A 22154-nucleotide genomic window follows, 5' to 3' on the forward strand; every position below is an offset into this window, starting at 1 on the left:
AAGGATCTTGAAGCAGTGAACCCGGGCCACATATAACGGTCAGACAGCCAACACGATTCAGCGTACGTCACTACAGGAAAACTCTATGCGCATTCTGTTGTTTCTGGCCACTAACCTGGCCGTTATTCTGGTGGCAAGCTTTACCCTGCGCCTGCTCGGGGTCGACAGCTACCTGGCCGGGCAAGGCATTGATTACGGCTCCCTGCTGGCCTTTGCCGCCGTCTTCGGCTTTGCCGGTGCGATCATTTCCCTGCTGATCTCCAAACCCATGGCCAAGTGGAGCACCAAGGCGCAGGTGATTGAGTCGCCCCGCACCCCTGCCGAGCGCTGGCTGGTGGATACCGTCGCGGAACTGGCGAAGAATGCCGGCATCGGCATGCCGGAAGTCGCGATTTTCCCGGCGTCCCAGTCCAACGCCTTTGCCACCGGCTGGAACAAGAACGACTCGCTGGTCGCCGTCAGCGAAGGCCTTTTGCACCGTTTCAACAAGGATGAAATTCGGGCCGTGCTGGGCCATGAAATCGGCCACGTGGCCAATGGCGACATGGTGACCCTGACCCTGATTCAGGGCGTGGTGAACACCTTCGTTATTTTTGCATCCCGGGTGATCGGCTCGTTTGTCGACCGGGTGATTTTCAAGAACGAAAACGGCCACGGGCTTGGCTTCTTTGTGGTCAGCATCGTTGCGGAAATCGTCCTGGGTATCCTGGCCAGCACCATAGTGTTCTGGTTCTCCCGTCGCCGGGAATTCCGGGCTGATATTGCCGGCGCCCAGCTGGCAGGGCGCGGCGCCATGATCAATGCCCTGGCCCGCCTGAAACAGGAAAGCGAGGTGCCGGACCAGATGCCGGATACCCTGCAGGCCTTCGGTATCAACCGTGGAGCCCGCTCCGGACTGGCTGCCATGTTCATGACCCACCCTCCGCTGGAAGACCGGATTGCCGCGCTGCAGAACGCCAAGCTGTAAGCGGATCAGCCAGGCCATAACGAAGAAGGGGCGCACTATGCGCCCCTTCTGCTTTTCGCCAACCAGGCAAGAACCAGGCAAGCATCCTGGTCAGATTTTCAGCTTGAAACCGATGGCCTTGAAACTGTCCTGCAGCGACTTGCTACTGCCTTTGAGCTGAACCTTCAGGCTGGAGCATTCCCGCCGTACCGGGTAGTCCCGGCGCAGCTGGTCAAAAGCCATGCCCCACTCTTCCGGGGCTCCTGTCATCGCCAATCGCAGGCGGGCGTCGTCCTGGCGGGGGTCATAACAAGCCCGGAGCGCAATGCGGATCGCCGCATCCTCGGCGGCATTGCTGGTAAACGAGACCTTGCTCATGGCCGGTTCCGGCAAAAACTGGCCGGCCTTCTTGCGCACCGGCAACCCCAGAAACTGACTCAGAGCCTGGTAGATCATCTCTGTGCCCTGAACCTTGCCTTCCAGGCTATAACCGGCAATATGGGGCGTCGCCAGCCAGGTCAGCGCCACCAGTTCGGGATCGATACGGGGCTCGCCTTCCCAGACATCCAGCGCTGCCAGTGGTGCATCAGCCTGTTCGAGGCGATGTTTCAGGGCCTGGTTATCGATGACTTCGCCACGGCCAGAATTGATCAGCAGCTGGTTGGGCCGAAGTGCCGCAAGCTCCGCTGAGGAAATCATATGGTGGGTAGCATGGGCACCGGTTCGGGTCAGCGGCGTGTGCAGGGTGACGACATCGCACTCCAGCGCTTCCGCCAGGCTCACAAAGGCTTCGTCTGACTCCGGCTCGGCGTCCTGCCTCGGCGGATCACACAACCGAACCTCGAAACCGAGCCGGTCAAGAACCCGGGCGAGGGTTCCGCCAACATTGCCAACGCCGACAATCCCGACACTCAGAGAGCTCCAGTCATCACGCCCCTGGCGCTCGGCAAACAGCGAAAGCACCGACAACACATATTCCGCCACGCTGCTGGCATTACAGCCGGGGGCAGCCGCGAAGGCAATGCCCTGCTGTTCCAGCCAGTCCAGGTCCACGTGATCGGTGCCGATGGTGGTGGTACCGACAAACTTTACCCGGGTGCCTTCCAGTAACCCGGGCCCGACCGGGGTTACCGACCGCACCAGCAGGATGTCGGCATCTTCCACCTGGTCCCGGCTCAGGGTTCTTCCGGTAACCCGGCGAATCTCCCCGATATCCCCGAAAAAGGCATCGAGTAACGGAATATTCTCATCTGCAACGATCAACATAACCTGTCTCCGGGCTCCCGATCAGTTGCGGCGCGGGCGCGGGCCACCACGGCCACCGGAGCCACGGTTGCCCTGAGGCCGGCGACCTCCGCGCTTGCGGGTGATCGGCGGATTTTCCATGGTCGCCATCAGGTCCTCGTCCGGCACCGCGGTCTTCAGCTTCTGGCTGATGTATTTCTCGATCTCCGGCAGCGCGAACGCATCTTCTTCGCCGGCAAAACTCACCGAAACACCGGTACTGCCTGCCCGGCCGGTACGGCCGATCCGGTGCACGTAGTCCTCGGCGTTCTCCGGAAGGTTGTAGTTGAACACGTGGGTGACACCGTTTACGTGAATACCCCGGCCCGCCACGTCGGTTGCCACCAGCACCTGGATCTGCCCTTTCTTGAACTGGTCCAGGGTTTTCAGGCGCTTGTTCTGGGCAATTTCTCCGGACATCAGGGAAACTTTCACGCCCTGGTTACGGAGGTCTTCTTCCAGGTCACGGCACTGGTCACGGCGGTTGGCGAAGACAATAGCCTTGTCCACTTCCGGACGCTTCAGGTAATTCACCAGTACTGGCAGTTTGTCCTCGTCAGACACCAGGTAGACCGTTTGCTCAACCCGCTCGGCGGTTTTCTGTTCCGGCTCGATTTCCACAAACTCGGCGTTACGGGTCCACATGGAGGCCAGGTTCAGTACGTCCTGGTTAAAGGTGGCGCTGAACAGCAGGGTCTGGCGCTCATCCTTGGGCGTGCATTTGCGGATAATACGTTTTACGTCCGGGATAAAGCCCATGTCGAGCATCCGGTCTGCTTCGTCCAGGATCAGGATGTCGAGCTGGTCCAGGAACACATCCTGGGAGCCTAGGAAGTCGATCAGCCGGCCCGGGGTAGCCACCAGGATGTCCACGATTTCGTTCTGCAGCTGTTCCCGCTGCTTGTCGTAGTTCATGCCGCCCACCACGGTCACCACGTTATGGCCGGTGTACTGGCAAAGCTGCTCGGCATCCTTGGCAATCTGCATGGCCAGTTCACGGGTCGGCGCCAGGGCCAGGACCCTCGGTTCCGAGGCAAAGCGGTCTTTCTCGTCGATCGGGGTTTCCAGCAGGGTCTGGATGGCGGTAATCAGGAAGGCCGCGGTTTTGCCGGTGCCGGTCTGAGCCTGGCCGATCAGGTCTTCACAGGCCAGGGTCCAGGGCAGGGTTTCCGCCTGGATAGGCGTGCAGTATTCAAAGCCGATTTTGGTAATGGCATCCAGCAGGCGTTGATCCAGGTTGAGGTCACCGAAGCGTAGGTCGCCCGTATGTTTGATTTCAGATGTCATAGAGTGTCTGCTGTCCTTGATTTAAGGTATTCATTCCCCGCCGGCGCTATGCGAACCTTGTCGTGGTTCCAGTCTTGGCCGATGCGGGTTGAAGTGTTGTAGAACTGCTTGAGTGTGTCAAAAAACTGCTGGGCCCGTTCCGGCAGGCCATGCTCGAGGTAATCCGCAGCCTGTTTGCAAACGTTGCGCCGGAAGGCCTGTTCGTCGGCCGCGCCGTCGCCTGCCAGGTTGTCCACACTGATATGGAACCGCGAACCGGCCGCCAGCGAAAACAGCCACTCGATGGCCTGGGGCCGGATTTCAACATTCTCGAAGGCCTGCTGCTGCTCCGGGGTACGCCCGTCCGGACAATACCAGTAACCATAGTCGTGCAGTGTGCGGCGGTGCTCACCGGCAATACACCAGTGGGCAATTTCGTGCAGGGCGCTGGCAAAATATCCGTGGGCAAAGACCACCCGGGCAAACCCCTCGGGCTCGCTGGCAGGAATGTATTCCGGTTCGTCGCTGCCCCTGACCAGTAGCGTCCGGCAGCTTTCCCGGAACAGGTCATTGAACAGCATGATAAGATCGTCTGGATTGTGGTTCATCGGTTGGCTATTGTGCGACTTTACTCCGGCCAATACCAGAGGGAACTTTAGCGGGGCCCCCGTGTCCACCCCCGGCAGAACGACTTCATGCATTTACGACACAGGATTATCACGAATTCATGACAACGCTCTCTGATCCCGGCGTCCGCCGCCACGCCCTGTTGCTGCCTGCACTGCTTTTGCTCGCTATGCTGGGCCTGCTGGCGTCCTCGCCCGCGCAGGCTTTCGGCAACTCCGGAAACTCTCTGTTCGGCGGCGGAAACGGGGACTTTCTGCCCGTGGATGAAGCCCTGCCCTTCAACTTCTCCACCGATCAGGGTGCTGTTGTGCTGTCCTGGGACATCACCCCCGGGCACTACCTGTACAAGTCCCGTATCAGGATTAACCCCGTCACCGAGGGCGTCACCCTCGGAGAACCCGACTTTTCCCTGCCGGGAACCCTGACCGAAGACGACTTCTTCGGTGAAATGGAGGTGTTCTTTGATCCTGTGGACGCCCGGGTGCCGGTAAACCTGCCGGATGGTGTCCGCGAAGCAGAACTCCAGGTGACCTACCAGGGCTGTGCGGAAGCCGGTCTTTGCTACCCGCCACAGACCCGGGATGTGCTGTATTATCCAGGCGGAAACGGTGGTGAATCCGCCGCTGCCGCAACCAGCAACAGCAGTGGCAGCGCTTCCGGCACCAATTCCGGCCCGGGCTCCGTGCAGGGCGCAGACACTTCCAGCGCCAGCGGCCTGGCCAGCTTCCTGTCCAGCCAGACCATCTGGATGATTGCCGGCCTGTTTTTCCTGCTGGGGCTGGGCCTGACCTTCACCCCCTGCGTGCTACCCATGGTGCCGATCATTTCCAGCATGGTTTCGGGCAATAACACCCGCTCCACCGGCCAGGCGTTGCTGCTGTCCGGCAGTTATGTGCTGGGCATGGCCATTACCTATGCCTCCGCCGGGGTGATCACCGGGTTGCTGGGAGCCAGCTTCAACCTGCAGGCGCACCTGCAATCGCCCTGGGTGCTCGGGGTCTTTGCGGCGATGTTTGTTGTCTTTGCCCTGTCGATGTTCGACATGTTTGAAATCCAGCTGCCGCGCTTTATCCGGGAGCCCCTGAACGATGCCAGCCAGAAGATGACCGGCGGCCGGGTACTGAGCCTGTTCGGTATCGGCGCGCTGTCTGCCCTGATTGTCTCACCCTGCGTGTCGGCTCCCCTTGCCGGCAGCCTGCTCTATATTTCCACCACCCAGGATGCGGTCATTGGCGGCGTTGCCCTGTTGTCCCTGGGCCTGGGTATGGGCGTGCCACTGATCCTGGTAGCCGTGGGCGGGCGCAAGCTGCTGCCTACCTCGGGCCACTGGATGACTACAGTCAAACACTTCTATGGTGTGATGCTGATGGCCGTGGCCATCTGGCTGGTCGAGCGGCTGATTCCGGCCTGGGCCGGGCTGACGCTCTGGGGTCTTCTGATTGCCATCACCGGCGTGCAACTGGGCGCCTTTGATGCCGCCAGGGCCGGTTGGGAGCGCACCCGCAAAGGCTTCGGCCTGGTGTTTTTTGCCTACGGCCTGGCCTTGCTGGCCGGCGCGGCTGGCGGGGCCAGTGATCCCCTGCGCCCGCTGGATCCCTTTGTAGCCACCGCCGGTACCGTGTCAGCGGCTGGCGCTACCGAAGCCCACGCGCCTTTCGAGCGGGTAGAAGACCCGGAGCAGATTCGCGCCATGCTGGCCGATGCCCGCAGCGCCGGGCAGCCCGTAATGCTCGACTTCTACGCCGACTGGTGTATTTCCTGCAAGGTGATGGAACGCAACGTGTTCAGCAAGCCGGATGTGATTCAGGCATTACAGCCCTACACCCTGTTGCAGATTGATATGACAGATAACACCCGGGCCCAGCAGGCCCTTCTGGACGAACTGGGCCTGTTCGGCCCGCCGGCCATCCTGTTTTACCGCAACAATGGCGAGGAGCTGGGCCAGGCCCGGATTCTGGGAGAAATGGACAGGGAGCAGTTCATGGATCATCTGGGCAAGGTCGCCCGGGAAAGCTGAGCTGACTTGCGTTGACCTGGCCGGCGTCAGCCTTCGTTGCGCCGGATCAGGTATACGTATTCCCCATCCTGCTCCTGTTCACCTATCAGCTCATGGCCAAGGAATTGGCAGAAACGGGGGATATCGCGGGTCGTCGACGGGTCTGTGGCCAATACCCGCAGCACTTGCCCGGGCCCCACATCGTTAATGCGGTTGTGCAGCATCATCACCGGTTCCGGGCAAAACAGCCCCCGGGCATCAAGTTCCGCGTCAAAATCTGAACCTGCCAACATTGCCTCCAGAAGTTCTCGTGATTTTTCAGAATTCAGTGCTAAATTATTGTTTATAGCATCGAAAATAAAGGAGATTTTAATGATCCGGGTTCTGATTGAACGCCATATTGCCGAAACACTCGAAACTGCCTATGAAGAGCGGTCCCGACTGGTGCTGCAGCAGGCGGTGGGCGCGCCGGGGTTTATTTCCGGCGAACCCCTGGTCGACAGCCACGACCCCAACCATCGCATCACCCTGGCCAACTGGCGCTCCGAAGCCGACTGGCAACGCTGGTTCCACTCGGAAACCCGCAAGAACCTGATGGCCGAACTGATACCAATGATGGACCAGGATGAGGCCATCACAGTGCTCGAACAAAGCCCTATGCTTTGAGGGCTAGTCGAGCCGCTCGATAAAACAGGTAATCTCTTCACGGTCATGGTACAGGTGGCGGGCCTTCAGCTGACAATGCAGGCCCGCATCCTCCAGGCCCTGAACCAGGATTTCCCGGCACACCAGCCATTCCTCGTACCGTTTTTTCATCGGCAGCTTGAGATTGAACACCGTGTAGCGGCACAGCTTCTCACCCATCCAGTCCACTGCCATCCGCGCCGTCCGGCGGGGTTTATCAACGATGTCGCACACCATCCAGTCCACGGCCCGCTTCGGCCGCCAGGCGTAGCCATCAGCCTCCACATGTTCCACATGGCCACTGGCCATCAGCTCCGGGTTCATGGGGCCATTGTCCACGGCCGTTACCATCATGCCCTGGCGCACCAGCTGCCAGGTCCAGCCGCCGGGAGCGGCGCCAAGGTCAACCGCCTTTTTGCCGCCGCCAAGATAATCCAGCCAGCGCTCTTTTGGCAGAAACACCTTCCAGGCTTCTTCCAGCTTGAGCGCCGACCTGCTGGGGGCTGACGCCGGCAAACGCAACCTGGGCACGCCACCGACAAAGAGTGACCGGTTGCCGGCCAGGCTGTAACCCACCACAGCGGTGCTGAAATCCGTCAGCAGAATCTCCAGCCTTACCGGTGCCTCGGCCTCCGGGTCGTCCTTTAACAGGCCGGCACCGCGCAGACCTTTTGACAGGGGCGCCACCCATTTGCGGGCGAAGTTGCCAAGGTCCCGGTCGTCATTGATTTCCGACAGCCGTACCTCCAGGCGGGCACAGCGGTCGCCTTGCCACCCCTGATCATTCAGGAACGCCAGGATCGCCCCTACCCGATCGCTGGCCGGCAATTCGCAATCGCCCAGCAGCGCAAACCAGTCCCGGGTGAAGACCAGGCTATCCAGGGCCACGCGGCGCATCAGCTCTTCGGCCGGCTCGTTGCCACCAATGGTAAAGCGGAGTAACCCGGTGTTCTTGCCGGGCTGGAAATAACCAAAAATACCGGCCGCCGCAGCCTGGTCGGTCAGTTCCTGACCTGCCTCGGTCTCGAACCCTGGCCGGCATATCAGCATGATCTGTTGCATATAAAGTGTTTCCCGGGGGCCGTCAGGAAAATGACACCTGGCCGGCCACGAAAGTTGAACCTGTTTAACGGTCGTTCTGGTTTGTTCTGGCTACACTTCCCGCTTTGCTGTTACGGGATGTTGTCTATGCTCAACCGAGCCTGTGCCCTGTTTGTAGTGGCTTTGCTGGCCCTGGCCCTGTTCGGCCCGGAGCAGGCCTTTGCCGCCGAGCGCTGCACGGTGCTTGATGCTGCCAGCGCAGACGCCCGACAGCGCATCAATGATCACCTGTGCTTTTACAGCGCCCGTCCCGGCGACCCGGCCCACAGCGCCAAGTTTCCGGGCGCCTTGCCCGAGAACCTGCAATGGCAGGCGGCGCAGGGCCATGACCTGGTGTTCAGCCATACCGACGCGGTGTACTGGGTGACGCTCACGGTCCGTAACAGCAGCCCGCAACAGGCGTTCTGGTTCCTGAAACTCAGTTATCCGCTGCTGGATGAAATCACCTTCTGGCAACACACCCCGGACAATCCCGGGCAGTACACCGAACTGGAACCACCCCTGCAAACCGGTGATCGCTTCCCGTTTGCCAGCCGGGGCATAGATTACCGTTATTACCTGCTGCCCGTCACACTGGATGCACAGGAAGAACGCGCCATTACCCTTCGGATTCACAGCAGCGGTGCGCTCAATGTACCGCTGTCGCTGGTCACACCCGGTGAAGCCGTCGCCGAGAGCAACCACCTGACCCTGGTACACGGGCTGTTCTACGGTGCACTGCTGGTGCTGGCGGTGTTCAACCTGGTGTTGTTCTTCAGCTCCGGCACCCGCTACTACCTCTTCAACGCGTTCTACATAGTCTCCATGGCCCTGTTCCTGTTTGCCATGGGCGGGCTGGCTAACCAGTACTTCTGGCCCGACAGCACCGAACTGGCCAATCAGTCGATCCCCCTGGGGCTGGCCCTGTGTTCCCTGGCCATGGTGCTGTTTGGCGGGTCTTTCCTGGAAATCGAATCGGGCACCCTTGCGGGAAAGGCCATGCAAGTTCTGGCATGGACCTCAGTCGGCTTCCTTGGAGCCAGCTTTATTCTGCCTTACTCGAAAAGCATCCTGCTGAATACCTTCCTGATCCTGTCGGTAATTGCCAGCCTGTCGGTGATTGCCACCATTCGCTGGCGCCAGGGTTACCAGCCCGCGTTCTGGTATCTCGGCGCATGGCTGGTGATGGTGGTTGGCGCTTTGCTGTACGCCCTGGCCGCTTTCGGCCACCTAGGCGACTACCAGGCCCGGGAAGTAATGATGCAGGCAGCCATCGGTGCCCAGGTGGTGCTGCTGAACTACGCCATGGTGCAACGGTGGCGTCTGCTGAACCAGAAGTTGCTGGATATCGAACAGCAAGCCAGGACCGAACTGGAATTCAAGGTACACGAACGCACCACCCAGTTACGCAACACCATGCAGGAACTGGAGCAGGCAAACCGGAAACTGGCGTCTCTGAGCCTCAACGACGCCCTGACCGGGCTGCACAACCGCCGGCACATGGATAACATCATGCCGGAACTCTGTGCCGAGGCCCGGCGCACCGGCCAGCCACTGACGCTGGCGCTGGTCGACGCCGACCACTTCAAGCGGATCAATGACACCTGGGGCCATGATTTTGGCGACCAGTGCCTGAAGAAGATCGCCGACAACCTGGCCGGCCACGTTAAACGCCCCAGAGATGTCGCCATCCGGTTTGGTGGTGAAGAATTTGCCCTTCTGTTACCCGAGACAACGCCCGATGGCGCCGACACTCTGTGCCAGTCCATCCTCCAGGCCATGCGAACCACAGTAATCCGAACCCCCGATGGCGCCGACCTGTGCCTGACCCTGAGCGCCGGCATTGCCGCCCTGCAACCGGGCGAAGGCCCCAGAGAGCTGTTCCGCCGGGCCGACGAAGCGCTTTACACTGCCAAGGCGGCGGGACGGGACCAGGTCAGGGGCGCACCGGGCACTCACGAGGCTGCGACAAAATCCGCCACAAACTGACGGGTATGGCCGGCCGCCTGCTGAATCAGGCTGGCCTGGGTTTCGGGATGCCGCACCGGAGGCTGGAAATCGTGGTTACCACCATCCAGCCAGACCAGCTTCGAAATCCCCGCAATCTCACCCTGGGCTGCCAGCTCATCCGGCTTGCCGAACGGATCCCGGGTGCCCTGCACCACCATCAGCGGGCAGGAAACCTGCGACAGGTGATCAATACGCCAACGGTCTGGCTTGCCCGGGGGATGGAAAGGATAGCCATAACACACCACACCACGGATACCCGCCATGGCTTCGCCGGCAAGCACCGAAGCCATTCGCCCGCCCATGGACTTGCCCCCGATCAGCAGCCTGGCTCCGGGCCCGACTTCCTGCCGGACGGCCGCGACCACTTCCGAAAAACATTCGAGCAATTTCGGCTGCCGGTCCGGTGGGCGTTTTCTGCCATCTTCCCGGCGTTTCTGCATATAAGGAAACTCGAAACGGACACAGGCAATGCCCTGGTCATCCAGGGCTTCGGCCAGCGCTTCAATAAAGGGAGAATCCATCGGCGCACCGGCCCCGTGGGCCAGAATCATTACCATTTCGGCCTGTTTGCCATAGCCTTTGGTCTTAATCAGCTTCACATCGTTCACCTGTTACCTCTGAAGGGGTATCATTTGTCCACGCGCAAGTGGGTGTCTGTTGCCCTTTCAGGGCTTCTGAACCGTGAATGATTGTCATTGCAACTTACTGGTAAAACTCCGGAATCCGGCGAATTTGACGGATATCAGGAGTTGACCTGAATCATTGCAAACAACTAACTGTTTCTCCATACTTGCGCCCGCATAATTCCCCATCCTGAACCCATTGGTAAGGCTATGAGCACAGTAAATGCAAACCTGACATACAACTACAAGGTGGTGAGACAATTCGCCATCATGACAGTGGTATGGGGTATTGTAGGCATGGCTCTGGGTGTGCTGATTGCAGCGCAGCTGGTTTGGCCATCCCTCAACCTCGACCTGCCCTTTACCCACTTCGGCCGACTGCGGCCGCTGCATACCAACGCCGTTATCTTCGGCTTTGGTGGTAGTGCCCTGTTTGCTACCTCCTATTACGTAGTTCAGCGGACCTGTCAGGCCCGCCTGTTCTCCGATGGCCTGGCGGCATTCACCTTCTGGGGCTGGCAGGCCATTATCGTGGCTGCAGCCATCACCCTGCCAATGGGCCTGACCTCCACCAAGGAATACGCAGAGCTGGAATGGCCGATCGACATCGCCATTGCAATCGTCTGGGTAACCTACGCCCTGGTATTCTTCGGCACGGTCACCAAACGCAGCACGCCACACATCTATGTGGCTAACTGGTTCTACGGCGCGTTCATCATTACCGTTGCTGCCCTGCACATCGGTAACAACATGGCGCTGCCAGCGACTGCGTTCAAGTCCTACTCTGCATACGCCGGTGTTACCGATGCCATGATGCAGTGGTGGTACGGCCACAACGCCGTAGGCTTCTTCCTGACCGCCGGCTTCCTGGGCATGATGTACTACTTCGTACCCAAGCAGGCCAACCGTCCGGTTTACTCCTACCGTCTGTCTATCGTGCACTTCTGGGCACTGATCGCCACCTACGTGTGGGCCGGCGGCCACCACCTGCACTACTCTGCCCTGCCTGACTGGGCACAGACTGCCGGTATGGTTATGTCCCTGATCCTGCTGGCTCCGTCCTGGGGCGGTATGATCAACGGCATGATGACCCTGTCCGGTGCCTGGCACAAACTGCGCACTGACCCGATCCTGCGCTTCCTGGTGGTTTCCCTGTCCTTCTATGGTATGTCTACCTTCGAAGGCCCGATGATGTCCATCAAGACCGTAAACGCCCTGTCCCACAACACTGACTGGACCATCGGCCACGTGCACTCAGGTGCCCTGGGCTGGGTTGCCATGATCAGTATCGGTGCGATCTACCACCTGGTTCCGAAACTGTGGGGCCTGAAAGAAATGCACAGCGTATCCCTGATCAACGTGCACTTCTGGCTGGCTACCGTTGGTACCGTACTGTACATCGCGGCCATGTGGGTTAACGGCATCATGCAAGGCCTGATGTGGCGTGCTGTGAACGAAGACGGCACCCTGACCTACTCTTTCGTGGAAGCTCTGGAAGCCTCGTACCCGGGATACTTCGTCCGCTTCATCGGTGGCGCAATCTTCCTGACCGGTATGCTGATCATGGCCTACAACGTGTACATGACCGTACGTCAGAAAGAAGCCGTTGCAGAGGACAATGCTGCGGTTCAGGCGGCGTAAGGGGAGAGACCAGATGAGACACGAAATAGTCGAAAAGAACCTTGGTTTGATGATCGTACTGATCATCTTCACCATCAGTGGCGGTTTCCTTGCAGAAGTTGTGCCCCTGTTCTTCCACCAGCAGGTGAATGAGCCGGTAGAAGGCCTTGAGCCTCTGTCTGCGCTGGAACTGGAAGGCCGGGACATCTACATCCGCGAAGGCTGCCACGTGTGCCACACCCAGCAGATCCGTCCGTTCCGTGCGGAAACCGAGCGGTATGGCCACTACTCCGTTGCGGGCGAGTTCGTTTACGACCGTCCGTTCCTGTGGGGCTCCAAGCGTACCGGTCCGGACCTGGCCCGTGTAGGCGGTCGTTACTCCGATGCCTGGCAGCGCCAGCACCTGTACGATCCGCGCAGCGTTGTTCCCGAATCCAACATGCCGGCGTTCCCCTGGCTGTTCGAAAACCGTGTAGATCACCAGAGCATCGAAGCGCGTATGTCTACGCTGCAGACTCTGGGCGTTCCCTACACCGACGAACAGGTTGCCAAGGCTTCTGCCGACATCGAAGGCAAGTTTGAAATCGAAGCACTGGTTGCCTACCTGCAGCAGCTGGGCACTGTGATTTCAGAGAAACGGTGAGCCAATGGATATCAATGAGTTACGCGGAATTCACACCTTTCTGGTAATGGCCGTTTTTCTCGGCATCGTGTGGTGGGCCTACAGCGCCCACCGCAAGAAGGCCAATGAGGAAGCGGCTCACCTCCCCTTCGACGACGAAGAAGTGGACAAGCGTACTCTCGAACAGGATAAAACGGAGAAAAAACAATGAGTACCTTCTGGAGCATCTGGGTCACTGTGATCGTGCTCGGTACTGTGTTCGGCTGCTGGTGGCTGCTTTGGGCAACCCGCAAGGGCCAGACAACCGACACTGAAACTGACCGCACCATGGGCCATGCCTTTGACGGCATCGAGGAATACGACAATCCGCTGCCGAAGTGGTGGTTCTACCTCTTCATCGCGACCTGCGTATTCGCCCTGGGCTACCTGGCCCTTTACCCCGGCCTGGGTAACTACAAAGGCCTGCTGGGCTGGACTTCTACTAACCAGTGGGAAGCAGAAGTTGCCGAGGCTGACGAGAAATACGGCGAAATCTATGCCCAGTACGGCAACACCGCCATCCCGGAACTGGCCCAGGACGAAGACGCCATGAAAATCGGCCAGCGCCTGTTCGCCAACAACTGTTCCGTATGCCACGGTACTGCCGCTCGCGGCCAGGTGGGCTTCCCCAACCTGACTGACGATGACTGGCTGTGGGGCGGCGAGCCGGACCAGATCCTGCACAGCATCGCCAAGGGTCGTAACGGCAACATGACGCCGAAAGGTGTCATGCCGAACATGACTAACGAGCAGGTTGACCAGGTGGTTAACTACGTTCTGAGCTTCAGCGGCCGTGAACTCGACGCCGAAGCAGCAAAGGCCGGTGAGCAGGTGTTCGCCCAGGCGTGTGTGGCTTGTCACGGTGCCGATGGTACCGGCATGGCAGCCATGGGTGCGCCGAACCTGACCGATAACGTGTGGCTGTATGGTTCCACCTACGAGTGGATCAAGGAGACCGTGGTTAACGGTCGCCAGAACCAGATGCCCGCACAGGAAGGTCGTCTGACCGACGACCAGATTCAGATTCTGGCGGCTTACGTTTACAGCCTGTCAAACTGAGTCAGACCCGGCCAGGCTAGTCCTGGCCCGGTCTTTTCAACCCTGTACCTGCCCTTGCGGGTACAGGCTTGAGAAGATCAGCAGACCCACCGAGGCCCGCTCCCAGCTTTACCCTATACCGGGAGGTACCCATGAGTAACGAGATTCCTGTCAAGCAGGTTGACCCATCCTCCGATCCCTCGAACAACAAAAACAAGAAAGCAGAGACCGTTGACCTCTACGCAAGTCGTGAAAAGATTTACGTAAAAGAGGTAAAAGGCTTTTTCCAGAGAATCCGGAACGTCAGCCTGACCTTGCTCATGGGCATGTATTTCCTGTTTGTCTGGCTCACCCTGGACGGCCAGCCCCTGATCCACTTTGACCTGCCGGCCCGCGAGTTCCACCTTTACGGCATCACCTTCTTCCCGAAAGATTTCTTCCTGCTCTCGGGCATGCTGATTATCAGCGCCTTCGGCCTGTTCTTCATCACCACCCTGTTTGGCCGTGTCTGGTGTGGTTACACCTGCCCGCAAACCGTGTGGACCTTCATCTTTATGTGGATTGAAGAAAAGGTGGAAGGCAGCCGCAACAAGCGGATGAAACTCGACAAGGCCCCCAACTCCCGGGAAAAGGTCACCAAGAAAACCATCAAACACGCACTGTGGCTGTTTGTTGCCTTTGCCACCGGCGCCACCTTTGTTGGCTATTTCTACCCGATCCGCGAACTGATCGTGGACCTGTTTACCCTGCAGGCCAATGGCTGGGCCTACTTCTGGGTTGCCTTCTTCACCGTCGCCACCTACCTGAACGCCGGCTGGATGCGTGAGCAGGTCTGCCTGTATATGTGCCCGTACGCCCGGTTCCAGTCAGTGATGTTCGACCCCAACACCCGGGTAGTCTCTTACGACCCGAACCGGGGCGAGCCCCGCGGCAAGCGCAAGAAAGGTGTTGCACCTGATGAAGTGGGCCTTGGCGACTGTATCGATTGCGAGCAGTGTGTGCAGGTGTGCCCCACCGGCATCGATATCCGCGATGGCCTGCAGTACGAGTGCATCGGCTGTGCGCTGTGTATTGATGCCTGCGACGAAGTCATGGACAAGATGAATTACCCGAGAGGGCTGATTCGCTACACCACCGAGAACGAACTGGAAGGCAAGACCTCCAAGCTGCTGCGCCCGCGTACCTTCGGTTACGGTGCGGTACTGCTGCTGATGATCGGTGCGGTGATCTTTACCGTGGCTACCCGTGTACCGGCCAAGATGGACGTACTGCGGGACCGTGGCGCACTGTTCAGCTTTAACGGCGAAGGCCGGGTAGAGAATTCCTACACGGTGAAGATCCAGAACATGTCGGAAGTGCCCCAGACCTTCGAACTGAGCGTTGACGGCATGGAAGGTATCCGGATCCTGACCGAAACCACCTTTACCATCAGCAGTGGCGAGAACCGCTCCCTGCCGACGGTTGTGGACGTTCCGCCGGAGTCTATTGTCGAATCCAACAACACCATTCGCTTCTTTGCAGAATCAGAGACAGATCCGTCCCTGAACCTGGAAACTGAAAGCCGTTTTGTTGGTCCAAGGCCCCGTTAACGACCCGTGCGCGGGTCTAAAGCCATCATCCGAGATTGAAGAGTAATGACTGATAACGCACCTGTTGCACCCTGGTACCGCCAGCCCTGGTTCTGGTTTCTGACCATTTTCCCGCTGGCGTCGATCATGTGGGGGATCACCACCCTGGTAGTGTCTTCCAGCCTGGACAACTCCATGGTGTCAGACGATTACTCCAAGGAAGGCCGGGGCATCAATATGTCCATCGCCCGGGACGAGCGCGCCGCTGAACTGCAGCTGGCCGGCGAACTGAGCCTGCAGGACAAATCTGCCACCCTGATGCTGGATACCGCTGACGGTGCGGCAGACTATCCGTACCTGGTGTTCAACCTGTATCACCCGACCCTGTCCGGCCAGGACAAAACCGTTCAGTTCACCCGTGTGGCCCCCGGAGAGTACCGTGGCCAGCTGTTTGAGCAGGTCAGTGGCCGCTGGTATTACGACCTGCAGGGTCCGGACAACGACTGGCGGGTAAAAGGCGAAGTGCGCCTGCCCTCTTCCTCTCCAATCACCATTGATGCGAAAGGCAACGCCCAAGGGTGACCGCCCTGAATTGTTTCCATTGCGGAGAGCCAGCGGACGGTGATCCTCCGATCACGCTGGACCTGAACGGAACACAACAGCATTTCTGCTGCCAGGGCTGCAAAGCCGTGTGTCAGACCATCCACCAGGAAGGTCTGACCGGTTTTTATGACTTCCGTACCGAACCGGCCGTCACGCCCCGGGAACTCACCCGTGCCGAGGTTGAGCGCCTGAGGGAGCTGGACCATCCGCTGGTACAACAATCCTTTGTTTCGCCCGTCAAAGCGGGACAGGAAGCCCAGCTGCTGATTGGCGGGATTACCTGCGCAGCCTGTATCTGGCTGCTGGAAAACCACATGAAGCAGCAACCGGGTGTGCTGAGCTTCACGGTTAACCACACCACCCAGCGCGCCAGGCTGGTCTGGGCGCAGGATCAGACCCGCCTGAGCGACCTGCTCATCGCCATCCATGAGCTGGGCTACACCGCCCGCCCCTACCAGGCAGACGAAGCAGAACAGGCCCTGAAGGCTGAACACCGTTCCATGTTGATCCGGCTTGCGGTGGCAGGCATCGGCACCTTCCAGAGCATGATGCTCGCGTTTCCGCTGTACTTCGAACTGATCAACGACCTGTCCAACGATTTTGTCAGCTTCTTCCGCTGGTTCAGCTTGCTGGTGGCCACACCCGTGGTGTTCTACAGCGCCCGGCCGTTTTTCCGTAACGCCCGGCGCGACCTGCAATCCCGGCACCTGACCATGGACGTGCCGGTAGCCATTGCCATCGGCCTGGCCTATGCCGCCAGCGCCTGGATTACCGTGTTCGGCGGCCACGAGGTGTATTTCGAATCGGTCTGCATGTTTACCTTCTTCCTGCTGTTAGGCCGGTACGTGGAAGTGCAGGCGCGATACCGGGCGGGGCTCACCGGCAACGCACTGGCCGGGTTCCAGCCATCAGTCGCCGCACTGGTGAAGGACGGCCACGCCGATATCGTGCCGATGCACCAGGTCAAGGCCGGCGACATTGTCCGGGTACGCCCCGGAGAAACCCTGCCGGTGGATGGTGAAATTGTTTCCGGTGAATCGACCCTGAACGAAGCTGCTCTGACCGGCGAGTATCTACCCGAAACCCGTCGCCCGGGTGACGCGGTCCATGCCGGCAGCGTCAACGGCGAGAACCCGCTGGATGTCCGCGTAATCAAGGCCGGCGCCCAAACGCGGCTGTCCGGAATCCTGCGGGTGCTGGACCGTGTCCAGTCCGAGAAACCGCCAGTGGCCCGGATGGCCGACCGCATTGCCGGAAAATTCGTTGGCCGTGTATTGATCCTGGCGCCAGTCGTCTGGATCGGATGGTGGCTGGCCGGCGCCGATAACGCGTTCGATATCACCCTGTCGGTTCTGGTGGTCACCTGCCCGTGCGCCCTGTCACTGGCTACGCCCACAGCAATTACCTCGGCCACAGTGCGCCTGCGCAAACTCGGCTTCCTGCCTACCCGGGGCCACACCCTGGAATCCATGAACACCATCGACACGGTGGTGTTCGACAAAACCGGTACCCTGACCCGGGGCGAACTCAGCCTCAGTGGCCAGCAACAGTTCGGCGGCATGGACCAGGCAAGCGCCCTGAAACTTGCAGCCGGGCTGGAGAAGCATTCGGAACACCCGATTGCCAAGGTGTTTCACAGCCTGGCGTCTGTTCCGGTTAGCGACGTAACCAACCATCTGGGCGGCGGATTATCCGGTATCTTCAATGGCCAGCCTGTGTATATCGGCCACAAGAGTTTTGTAGCCGGCTACACCCAGGCACCCGAGCCGGAGTCGGCCCCTACCAGGGGCATGGAGATCTGGCTTGCCAGCGATACCGAGTGGCTGGCCAGCTTCCAGCTGGATGACCAGGTTCGGGACGATGCCGGCAAAGCCGTACGCGCCCTGCAGGACGCCGGTATCCAGACCATCCTGCTCAGCGGTGACCGCTCCGGCCACGTGCAGACCGTCGCGCAAATGCTGGGGATCGACCGGGCGATCGGAGAAGCCTCGCCGGAGCAGAAACTGGAGGTGCTGGATCAGCTACGGGCCGAGGGCCACCGGGTGATGATGGTGGGCGACGGCCTGAACGACCTGCCCTCCATGGCCGGCGCCGGTATTTCGGTGGCCATGGGCACCGCCGCCGACCTGACCCAGCTCAAAGCCGATGCTGTCCTGCTGAACGGCCAGCTTTACCAGCTGGTGGAGGCTCTCAACACCAGCCGGCAGACCCGCCGGATTATCCGCCAGAATATGATCTGGGCTTTCGGGTACAATGTCTGTGCGCTGCCCCTGGCTGCCGCAGGGCTGGTGGCGCCCTGGCTGGCCGCGATCGGCATGTCCGCCAGCTCACTCATTGTGGTGCTTAACGCCCTGCGCCTTAGCCGGAAGGCCTGAAACACCTGTCGCATTCCCCATGCAAGGAGGTTGTCGTGCACATTGTCATGTTCCTGGTCCCCCTGATGCTGCTTCTGGTGGCCCTGGGCGTGTTCCTGTTTTCCTGGGCCGTCAAGAATGGCCAGTATGACGACCTGGACGGCCCGGCCCATCGCATCCTGTATGACGACGATAAAGACATGATTCCGGATGATGCCCGCACAGACAAAAAAGCGGATACGGAAGGACAGGCCAGCACCCGGGATTCTGACCAGAACCCCGATAACAAGGCCTGACCGGCACCATGCAGCCGGAACTTTACCTGAGCTATTCGAGCGCCTTCGTTATCGGCTTGCTGGGCAGCACCCATTGCCTGGGCATGTGCGGAGGAATCAGCGCTTCGCTGTCGATGGCGTTGCCGGTCGGCAGGGGGTTTCGCCTGCGCCAGACACTGCTGCTGATGGCCTTCAATTTCGGCAGGATTGGCAGTTACGCCCTGATTGCCACCCTCGTGGCCCTGCTGAGCACCCAGGCCGCCAGCCAATGGCGCTGGGCCGGCTTGCTGCTGATGACCATAGCCGGCCTGCTGCTGATTTTCATGGGCCTATCCATGGGCCAGTGGTGGCAGGGCATACGCTTTGTTGAAAGGGTGGGAACGCCGGTCTGGAGGGCGTTATCGCCGCTGACCAAACGCTTTATTCCGGTCAATAATGCCGGCCAGGCGCTGGCCCTGGGGGCTCTGTGGGGCTGGCTGCCCTGCGGACTGGTGTACAGCACGCTGGGCTGGGCGGCGCTTCAGCCAACAGTGCCGGCCGCCGCCCTGACCATGTTTTTCTTCGGCCTGGGCACCCTGCCCTCGATGCTGGCCACCGGCTACGCCGCCAACTGGATTCGCGGCATCAAGAGCAACCAGGGCTTCCGCAAGATCAGCGGTGTCCTGCTGATCCTGTTCGGCTTGTGGACGCTACCGTTCCAGGCCTTGTTGATGCACTGATCCAACAGCCGGCGGTTGCTGGCTGATCAGAGATTCAGCACGTCCAGTCGGCCGAAGTCCTGTTCCGGCTCCGCAGACTGCACCACCGCCTGGCGCTTGCCGCCCAGCCGCTTGCCTTCCTTGAAATCGTACAGGTTCGGATCCGCCAGGTGCGATGGCTCGACGTTGCACAGGGCCCGGAACATGGTTTCCAGCCGCCCCGGATGCTGCTTGCCCCAGGTCTGGAACATTTCCTTGATCACCTGCCGCTGGAGGTTTTCCTGGGAACCGCAAAGGTTGCAGGGAATGATGGGAAAATTCCGCAGTCCCGCATAGCGGGCAATATCCTTCTCCCGGGCATAGGCCAGCGGGCGGATGACCGTGTTACGGCCGTCGTCGCTGTGAAGAACCGGGGGCATGGATTTCAGCTTGCCGCCATAGAACATGTTCAGGAACAGGGTTTCCAGCATGTCATCGCGGTGATGGCCCAGGGCGATCTTGGTAATACCGTGCTCTTCGGCAAAGTTGTAGAGAATGCCTCGCCGCAGGCGGGAACACAGACCACAGGTCGTCTTGCCCTCAGGCACTTTCTCTTTGACGATGCTGTAGGTGTCTTTCTCGATGATGTGGTATTCGATACCCAGCGACTTCAGGTACTCAGGCAGGATCTCTTCCGGGAAGCCCGGCTGCTTCTGGTCCAGGTTGACGGCAATCAGCTCGAAACGTACCGGCGCACTTTTCTGCAGGTTCAGCAGAATATCCAGCATGGCGTAGGAATCCTTGCCGCCAGACAGGCAACACATCACCTTGTCGCCCGCTTCGATCATCGAGAAGTCGGCAATGGCCTGCCCCACGTCCCGGCGCAGCCGTTTCTGCAGTTTGTTCAGCTCCAGTTTCTGGCGACGCTCCTGCTCGGACATCGGCGCCTGCTCGGCATTGGCGATCATGGCTTCGGACATTCTGTTGGCACACTTGCAAGGTAAATGAGGCGGCAATTATACGCGCCCCGATTGCCGAGTGACAGGGCCCCCGGGCTCGGTACTTTCCTAAGTGCGCCGCACTCCACTTCCCTCCACCCCGATGCTTTCACGTGCTGGCAGAGTGTCATACCATGGCCGCCATGAATACACCCGCACCTTCCACCCGACCGGACCAATCCCCGATCAGCCGCGATCAGCTCGCCTGGCTTGAGCAGCAGGCCGACCACCTGCAGGTGGCTGCCGAACATGAACTTCGGGCGGCAGGCGCTTCCGGGCTGACAGAGCTGGCTTTGATCCGTGCCTTGCAAAGCCCTCGCTGGCAACTCATCGAGCCCGTTACCTTCAGCGACCCGACCGCGCTCTATCCTGTGCACTTCCTGCTTTTCCATGCCCTTTACCGGCTGCAATCGGAGCTGGCACAGGCCAGTGAAACACTGGTGATTTCCCCGCTTCGATTGTGTATTTTGACGACCGGCTCCGGCAATACCCGGGCCCTGCCGGCAGAAGAAGATCCGCTCAGAAGCTTTTACCTGGATATTTCCCGGTACTTCCTGTCCGGCCACGATATCCGGGGCATGATGGAGCGCTTCCTGGCTGGCGTAACACTGGCCGGCAGCCCGGAGGACGTTCAGGAAGCCGCGCAGGTGCTCGGCTTTGATACACTGCCCGGCGACTTCGATACCGTGAAGCAGCGATTCCGCCGGCGGGTGATGCAAGCCCATCCGGATCGCGGCGGGCGCACAGAAGATATCCAGGAGCTGAACCGGGCGTTTTCCGTCCTCAAACGTCACTTTACCCGGCAATAGACTGACATGACCCGACTCAACCGATTCGCAGCTGCGGCCGTCCTTGGCCTGACAGTTTCCGCACCCCACGCCCTTGCCGACCTTGTTGTGCTGCAGTATCACCATGTGGCCGACCATACGCCTCCGGCCACCAGCACCTCCCGCTCATTGTTTGAAGCCCAGCTGGCCATGATCAGTGACTTGAACCTTGAAGTTGTGCCACTGCTGCCCGCAACCCGGCAGGCGCTGGCCGGTGAGGATGACAGCAACCGTGTTGCCATCAACTTTGACGACGCCTACGAGTCGGTCTATCAAACTGCCGCGCCATTGCTCGAACGCCATGGCATGCCCTACACCATCTTTGTAAACACCGACGCCATCGGCAGCCGGGGCTACATGAGCTGGGAACAGTTGCAGGAGCTGGCCACCGACGAACAGGTGACCATTGCCAACCACAGCGCTGACCACGGCCACCTGGCCCGCAAGCCCGGTGAACCCGAAGCCCAATGGCACAAGCGGACAGACCACAGCCTGGACCAGGCCCAGCGCACGCTGAAAACCCAGCTGGGGGTGGAAGAGCCTATGTTTGCCTACCCCTACGGTGAGTTCGACGAAAAACTGGAGGGCAAACTGGAAGCCAGGGGCTGGCTGGGATTCGGGCAACAGTCCGGGGCAATTGGCCGCTATTCCCACAGCACCCGATTGCCCCGTTTTCCCATGGCGAACAGCTTTGGCCAGCTTGGAAGCCTGAAAGACAAGCTGCTGAGCAAGGCCTTTCCAGTGCCCGCCAGCGAGTTACCCGACGGCGTACTGGAAACCAACCCGCCGGAACTGGTGTTCGAACCGGGGGAAAAACTGACCGCAGACCGGCTCACCTGCTTTGCCTCCGGCCAGGGCCGCATCGAATTCCGGACAACCGGCAATCGGGTCTCGGTGAAGGCACCAAAGGCATTCGACAGCCGGCGTTTTCGCTATAACTGCACCCACCCGGCAGGTGATGGCAGCTACTACTGGCTATCCCAGCAATGGCTAAACCTGGACGCTCCGGAAGACTGA

General features: G+C 59.9%; 22 protein-coding genes. 15 read left to right on the forward strand and 7 right to left on the reverse strand.

The window, feature by feature from the left end; genetic code table 11:
• Positions 1–85: 85 nt before the first annotated feature.
• Positions 86–967 carry a protease HtpX gene (gene htpX / locus B9Q17_RS04025; protein WP_058340045.1) on the forward strand — a complete coding sequence of 294 codons (882 nt, stop codon included), beginning with the start codon at positions 86–88 and terminating at the stop codon, positions 965–967.
• A 90-nt stretch (positions 968–1057) separates the two neighbouring features.
• On the opposite strand, the gene pdxB is transcribed toward htpX, so the two are convergent.
• The 3 genes from pdxB to B9Q17_RS04040 are packed head-to-tail and all read right to left on the reverse strand — an operon-like array spanning position 1058 to position 4077.
• Complete coding sequence (pdxB, locus tag B9Q17_RS04030) at positions 1058–2212, reverse strand: 4-phosphoerythronate dehydrogenase PdxB (RefSeq protein ID WP_094624196.1); 1155 nt, start codon at positions 2210–2212, stop codon at positions 1058–1060.
• A gap of 21 nt (positions 2213–2233) precedes the next feature.
• Entirely contained in the window at positions 2234–3517 is a 1284-nt protein-coding gene (locus tag B9Q17_RS04035) for a DEAD/DEAH box helicase (RefSeq protein ID WP_094624197.1), read from the reverse strand.
• Positions 3514–4077, reverse strand: coding sequence for an elongation factor P hydroxylase (locus B9Q17_RS04040; RefSeq protein WP_425268608.1), 564 nt, complete (start codon positions 4075–4077; stop codon positions 3514–3516). Before B9Q17_RS04040 ends, B9Q17_RS04035 begins: the two co-directional genes overlap by 4 nt.
• A 146-nt stretch (positions 4078–4223) precedes the next feature.
• Between B9Q17_RS04040 and dsbD the strand changes: the two genes are divergently transcribed.
• Positions 4224–6140, forward strand: a complete 1917-nt coding sequence (gene dsbD, locus B9Q17_RS04045) for a protein-disulfide reductase DsbD (RefSeq protein WP_244177302.1) — start codon at positions 4224–4226, stop codon at positions 6138–6140.
• A 26-nt stretch (positions 6141–6166) separates the two neighbouring features.
• Here the strand turns inward: dsbD and tusA are convergent, their stop codons facing one another.
• Positions 6167–6412 (reverse strand): sulfurtransferase TusA, encoded by a 246-nt coding sequence (gene tusA, locus B9Q17_RS04050; RefSeq protein WP_208618752.1) that lies wholly within the window; start codon positions 6410–6412, stop codon positions 6167–6169.
• A 79-nt stretch (positions 6413–6491) separates the two neighbouring features.
• On the opposite strand from tusA, the gene B9Q17_RS04055 reads away from it, so the two are divergent.
• Positions 6492–6785, forward strand: a complete 294-nt coding sequence (locus B9Q17_RS04055) for an antibiotic biosynthesis monooxygenase family protein (RefSeq protein WP_094624199.1) — start codon at positions 6492–6494, stop codon at positions 6783–6785.
• 3 nt (positions 6786–6788) lie between these two features.
• Here the strand turns inward: B9Q17_RS04055 and rlmM are convergent, their stop codons facing one another.
• Positions 6789–7865 carry a 23S rRNA (cytidine(2498)-2'-O)-methyltransferase RlmM gene (rlmM, locus tag B9Q17_RS04060; RefSeq protein WP_094624200.1) on the reverse strand — a complete coding sequence of 359 codons (1077 nt, stop codon included), beginning with the start codon at positions 7863–7865 and terminating at the stop codon, positions 6789–6791.
• A 126-nt stretch (positions 7866–7991) separates the two neighbouring features.
• Here rlmM and B9Q17_RS04065 point away from each other — a divergent pair, with 126 nt between their 5' ends.
• Positions 7992–9872 (forward strand): sensor domain-containing diguanylate cyclase, encoded by a 1881-nt coding sequence (locus B9Q17_RS04065; RefSeq protein WP_094624201.1) that lies wholly within the window; start codon positions 7992–7994, stop codon positions 9870–9872.
• Here the strand turns inward: B9Q17_RS04065 and B9Q17_RS04070 are convergent.
• Positions 9839–10492: an alpha/beta family hydrolase gene (locus B9Q17_RS04070; RefSeq protein WP_244177303.1), complete on the reverse strand. Its 654-nt coding sequence runs from the start codon at positions 10490–10492 to the stop codon at positions 9839–9841. The genes B9Q17_RS04065 and B9Q17_RS04070 overlap by 34 nt on opposite strands.
• Positions 10493–10726: 234 nt before the next feature.
• On the opposite strand from B9Q17_RS04070, the gene ccoN reads away from it, so the two are divergent.
• The 9 genes from ccoN (at position 10727) to B9Q17_RS04115 (ending at position 19354) form a co-directional block, all read left to right on the forward strand.
• Positions 10727–12157: a cytochrome-c oxidase, cbb3-type subunit I gene (gene ccoN / locus B9Q17_RS04075; RefSeq protein WP_094624202.1), complete on the forward strand. Its 1431-nt coding sequence runs from the start codon at positions 10727–10729 to the stop codon at positions 12155–12157.
• A gap of 13 nt (positions 12158–12170) precedes the next feature.
• Complete coding sequence (gene ccoO, locus B9Q17_RS04080) at positions 12171–12779, forward strand: cytochrome-c oxidase, cbb3-type subunit II (protein ID WP_022988015.1); 609 nt, start codon at positions 12171–12173, stop codon at positions 12777–12779.
• A 4-nt stretch (positions 12780–12783) separates the two neighbouring features.
• The gene (locus B9Q17_RS04085) at positions 12784–12969 is read left to right on the forward strand and encodes a CcoQ/FixQ family Cbb3-type cytochrome c oxidase assembly chaperone (protein ID WP_022988016.1); all 186 of its coding nucleotides are present in this window, start codon (positions 12784–12786) and stop codon (positions 12967–12969) included.
• Positions 12966–13856 carry a cytochrome-c oxidase, cbb3-type subunit III gene (gene ccoP, locus B9Q17_RS04090; protein ID WP_094624203.1) on the forward strand — a complete coding sequence of 297 codons (891 nt, stop codon included), beginning with the start codon at positions 12966–12968 and terminating at the stop codon, positions 13854–13856. The genes B9Q17_RS04085 and ccoP overlap by 4 nt, the downstream gene beginning before the upstream one ends.
• A gap of 131 nt (positions 13857–13987) precedes the next feature.
• Positions 13988–15424 carry a cytochrome c oxidase accessory protein CcoG gene (gene ccoG, locus B9Q17_RS04095; protein ID WP_094624204.1) on the forward strand — a complete coding sequence of 479 codons (1437 nt, stop codon included), beginning with the start codon at positions 13988–13990 and terminating at the stop codon, positions 15422–15424.
• Between the two features lie 45 nt (positions 15425–15469).
• Positions 15470–15985, forward strand: a complete 516-nt coding sequence (locus tag B9Q17_RS04100) for a FixH family protein (protein WP_022988019.1) — start codon at positions 15470–15472, stop codon at positions 15983–15985.
• On the forward strand, positions 15982–18381 hold the full coding sequence (locus tag B9Q17_RS04105) for a heavy metal translocating P-type ATPase (RefSeq protein WP_094624205.1): 2400 nt from the start codon (positions 15982–15984) through the stop codon (positions 18379–18381). Before B9Q17_RS04100 ends, B9Q17_RS04105 begins: the two co-directional genes overlap by 4 nt.
• A 35-nt stretch (positions 18382–18416) precedes the next feature.
• Positions 18417–18656 (forward strand): cbb3-type cytochrome oxidase assembly protein CcoS, encoded by a 240-nt coding sequence (gene ccoS, locus B9Q17_RS04110; protein ID WP_094624206.1) that lies wholly within the window; start codon positions 18417–18419, stop codon positions 18654–18656.
• Between the two features lie 8 nt (positions 18657–18664).
• Positions 18665–19354 carry a sulfite exporter TauE/SafE family protein gene (locus B9Q17_RS04115; RefSeq protein WP_094624207.1) on the forward strand — a complete coding sequence of 230 codons (690 nt, stop codon included), beginning with the start codon at positions 18665–18667 and terminating at the stop codon, positions 19352–19354.
• Between the two features lie 26 nt (positions 19355–19380).
• Here the strand turns inward: B9Q17_RS04115 and ttcA are convergent, their stop codons facing one another.
• A complete protein-coding gene (ttcA, locus tag B9Q17_RS04120) occupies positions 19381–20253 on the reverse strand; it encodes a tRNA 2-thiocytidine(32) synthetase TtcA (RefSeq protein ID WP_244177311.1) in 873 nt (290 codons plus the stop codon).
• 191 nt (positions 20254–20444) lie between these two features.
• Between ttcA and B9Q17_RS04125 the strand changes: the two genes are divergently transcribed.
• Both B9Q17_RS04125 and B9Q17_RS04130 read left to right on the forward strand, forming a co-directional pair.
• Positions 20445–21119: a DNA-J related domain-containing protein gene (locus tag B9Q17_RS04125; protein ID WP_244177304.1), complete on the forward strand. Its 675-nt coding sequence runs from the start codon at positions 20445–20447 to the stop codon at positions 21117–21119.
• Positions 21120–21125: 6 nt separating this feature from the next.
• Positions 21126–22154: a polysaccharide deacetylase family protein gene (locus B9Q17_RS04130; RefSeq protein ID WP_094624209.1), complete on the forward strand. Its 1029-nt coding sequence runs from the start codon at positions 21126–21128 to the stop codon at positions 22152–22154.

Origin of the sequence: Marinobacter vinifirmus (assembly GCF_002258215.1) — a bacterium.
Classification (GTDB): domain Bacteria; phylum Pseudomonadota; class Gammaproteobacteria; order Pseudomonadales; family Oleiphilaceae; genus Marinobacter; species Marinobacter vinifirmus.

Coding starts and splice junctions, on each gene's coding strand:
- B9Q17_RS04055 (WP_094624199.1), top strand. CDS start 6,492: ATGATCCGGGTTCTGATTGAACGCCATATTGCCGAAACACTCGAAACT.
- B9Q17_RS04130 (WP_094624209.1), top strand. CDS start 21,126: ATGACCCGACTCAACCGATTCGCAGCTGCGGCCGTCCTTGGCCTGACA.
- ttcA (WP_244177311.1), bottom strand. CDS start 20,253: ATGTCCGAGCAGGAGCGTCGCCAGAAACTGGAGCTGAACAAACTGCAG.
- pdxB (WP_094624196.1), bottom strand. CDS start 2,212: ATGTTGATCGTTGCAGATGAGAATATTCCGTTACTCGATGCCTTTTTC.
- ccoP (WP_094624203.1), top strand. CDS start 12,966: ATGAGTACCTTCTGGAGCATCTGGGTCACTGTGATCGTGCTCGGTACT.
- ccoN (WP_094624202.1), top strand. CDS start 10,727: ATGAGCACAGTAAATGCAAACCTGACATACAACTACAAGGTGGTGAGA.
- tusA (WP_208618752.1), bottom strand. CDS start 6,412: ATGTTGGCAGGTTCAGATTTTGACGCGGAACTTGATGCCCGGGGGCTG.
- B9Q17_RS04100 (WP_022988019.1), top strand. CDS start 15,470: ATGACTGATAACGCACCTGTTGCACCCTGGTACCGCCAGCCCTGGTTC.
- B9Q17_RS04065 (WP_094624201.1), top strand. CDS start 7,992: ATGCTCAACCGAGCCTGTGCCCTGTTTGTAGTGGCTTTGCTGGCCCTG.
- B9Q17_RS04040 (WP_425268608.1), bottom strand. CDS start 4,077: ATGCTGTTCAATGACCTGTTCCGGGAAAGCTGCCGGACGCTACTGGTC.
- dsbD (WP_244177302.1), top strand. CDS start 4,224: ATGACAACGCTCTCTGATCCCGGCGTCCGCCGCCACGCCCTGTTGCTG.
- htpX (WP_058340045.1), top strand. CDS start 86: ATGCGCATTCTGTTGTTTCTGGCCACTAACCTGGCCGTTATTCTGGTG.
- B9Q17_RS04035 (WP_094624197.1), bottom strand. CDS start 3,517: ATGACATCTGAAATCAAACATACGGGCGACCTACGCTTCGGTGACCTC.
- B9Q17_RS04125 (WP_244177304.1), top strand. CDS start 20,445: ATGGCCGCCATGAATACACCCGCACCTTCCACCCGACCGGACCAATCC.
- B9Q17_RS04085 (WP_022988016.1), top strand. CDS start 12,784: ATGGATATCAATGAGTTACGCGGAATTCACACCTTTCTGGTAATGGCC.
- B9Q17_RS04115 (WP_094624207.1), top strand. CDS start 18,665: ATGCAGCCGGAACTTTACCTGAGCTATTCGAGCGCCTTCGTTATCGGC.
- ccoO (WP_022988015.1), top strand. CDS start 12,171: ATGAGACACGAAATAGTCGAAAAGAACCTTGGTTTGATGATCGTACTG.
- rlmM (WP_094624200.1), bottom strand. CDS start 7,865: ATGCAACAGATCATGCTGATATGCCGGCCAGGGTTCGAGACCGAGGCA.
- ccoG (WP_094624204.1), top strand. CDS start 13,988: ATGAGTAACGAGATTCCTGTCAAGCAGGTTGACCCATCCTCCGATCCC.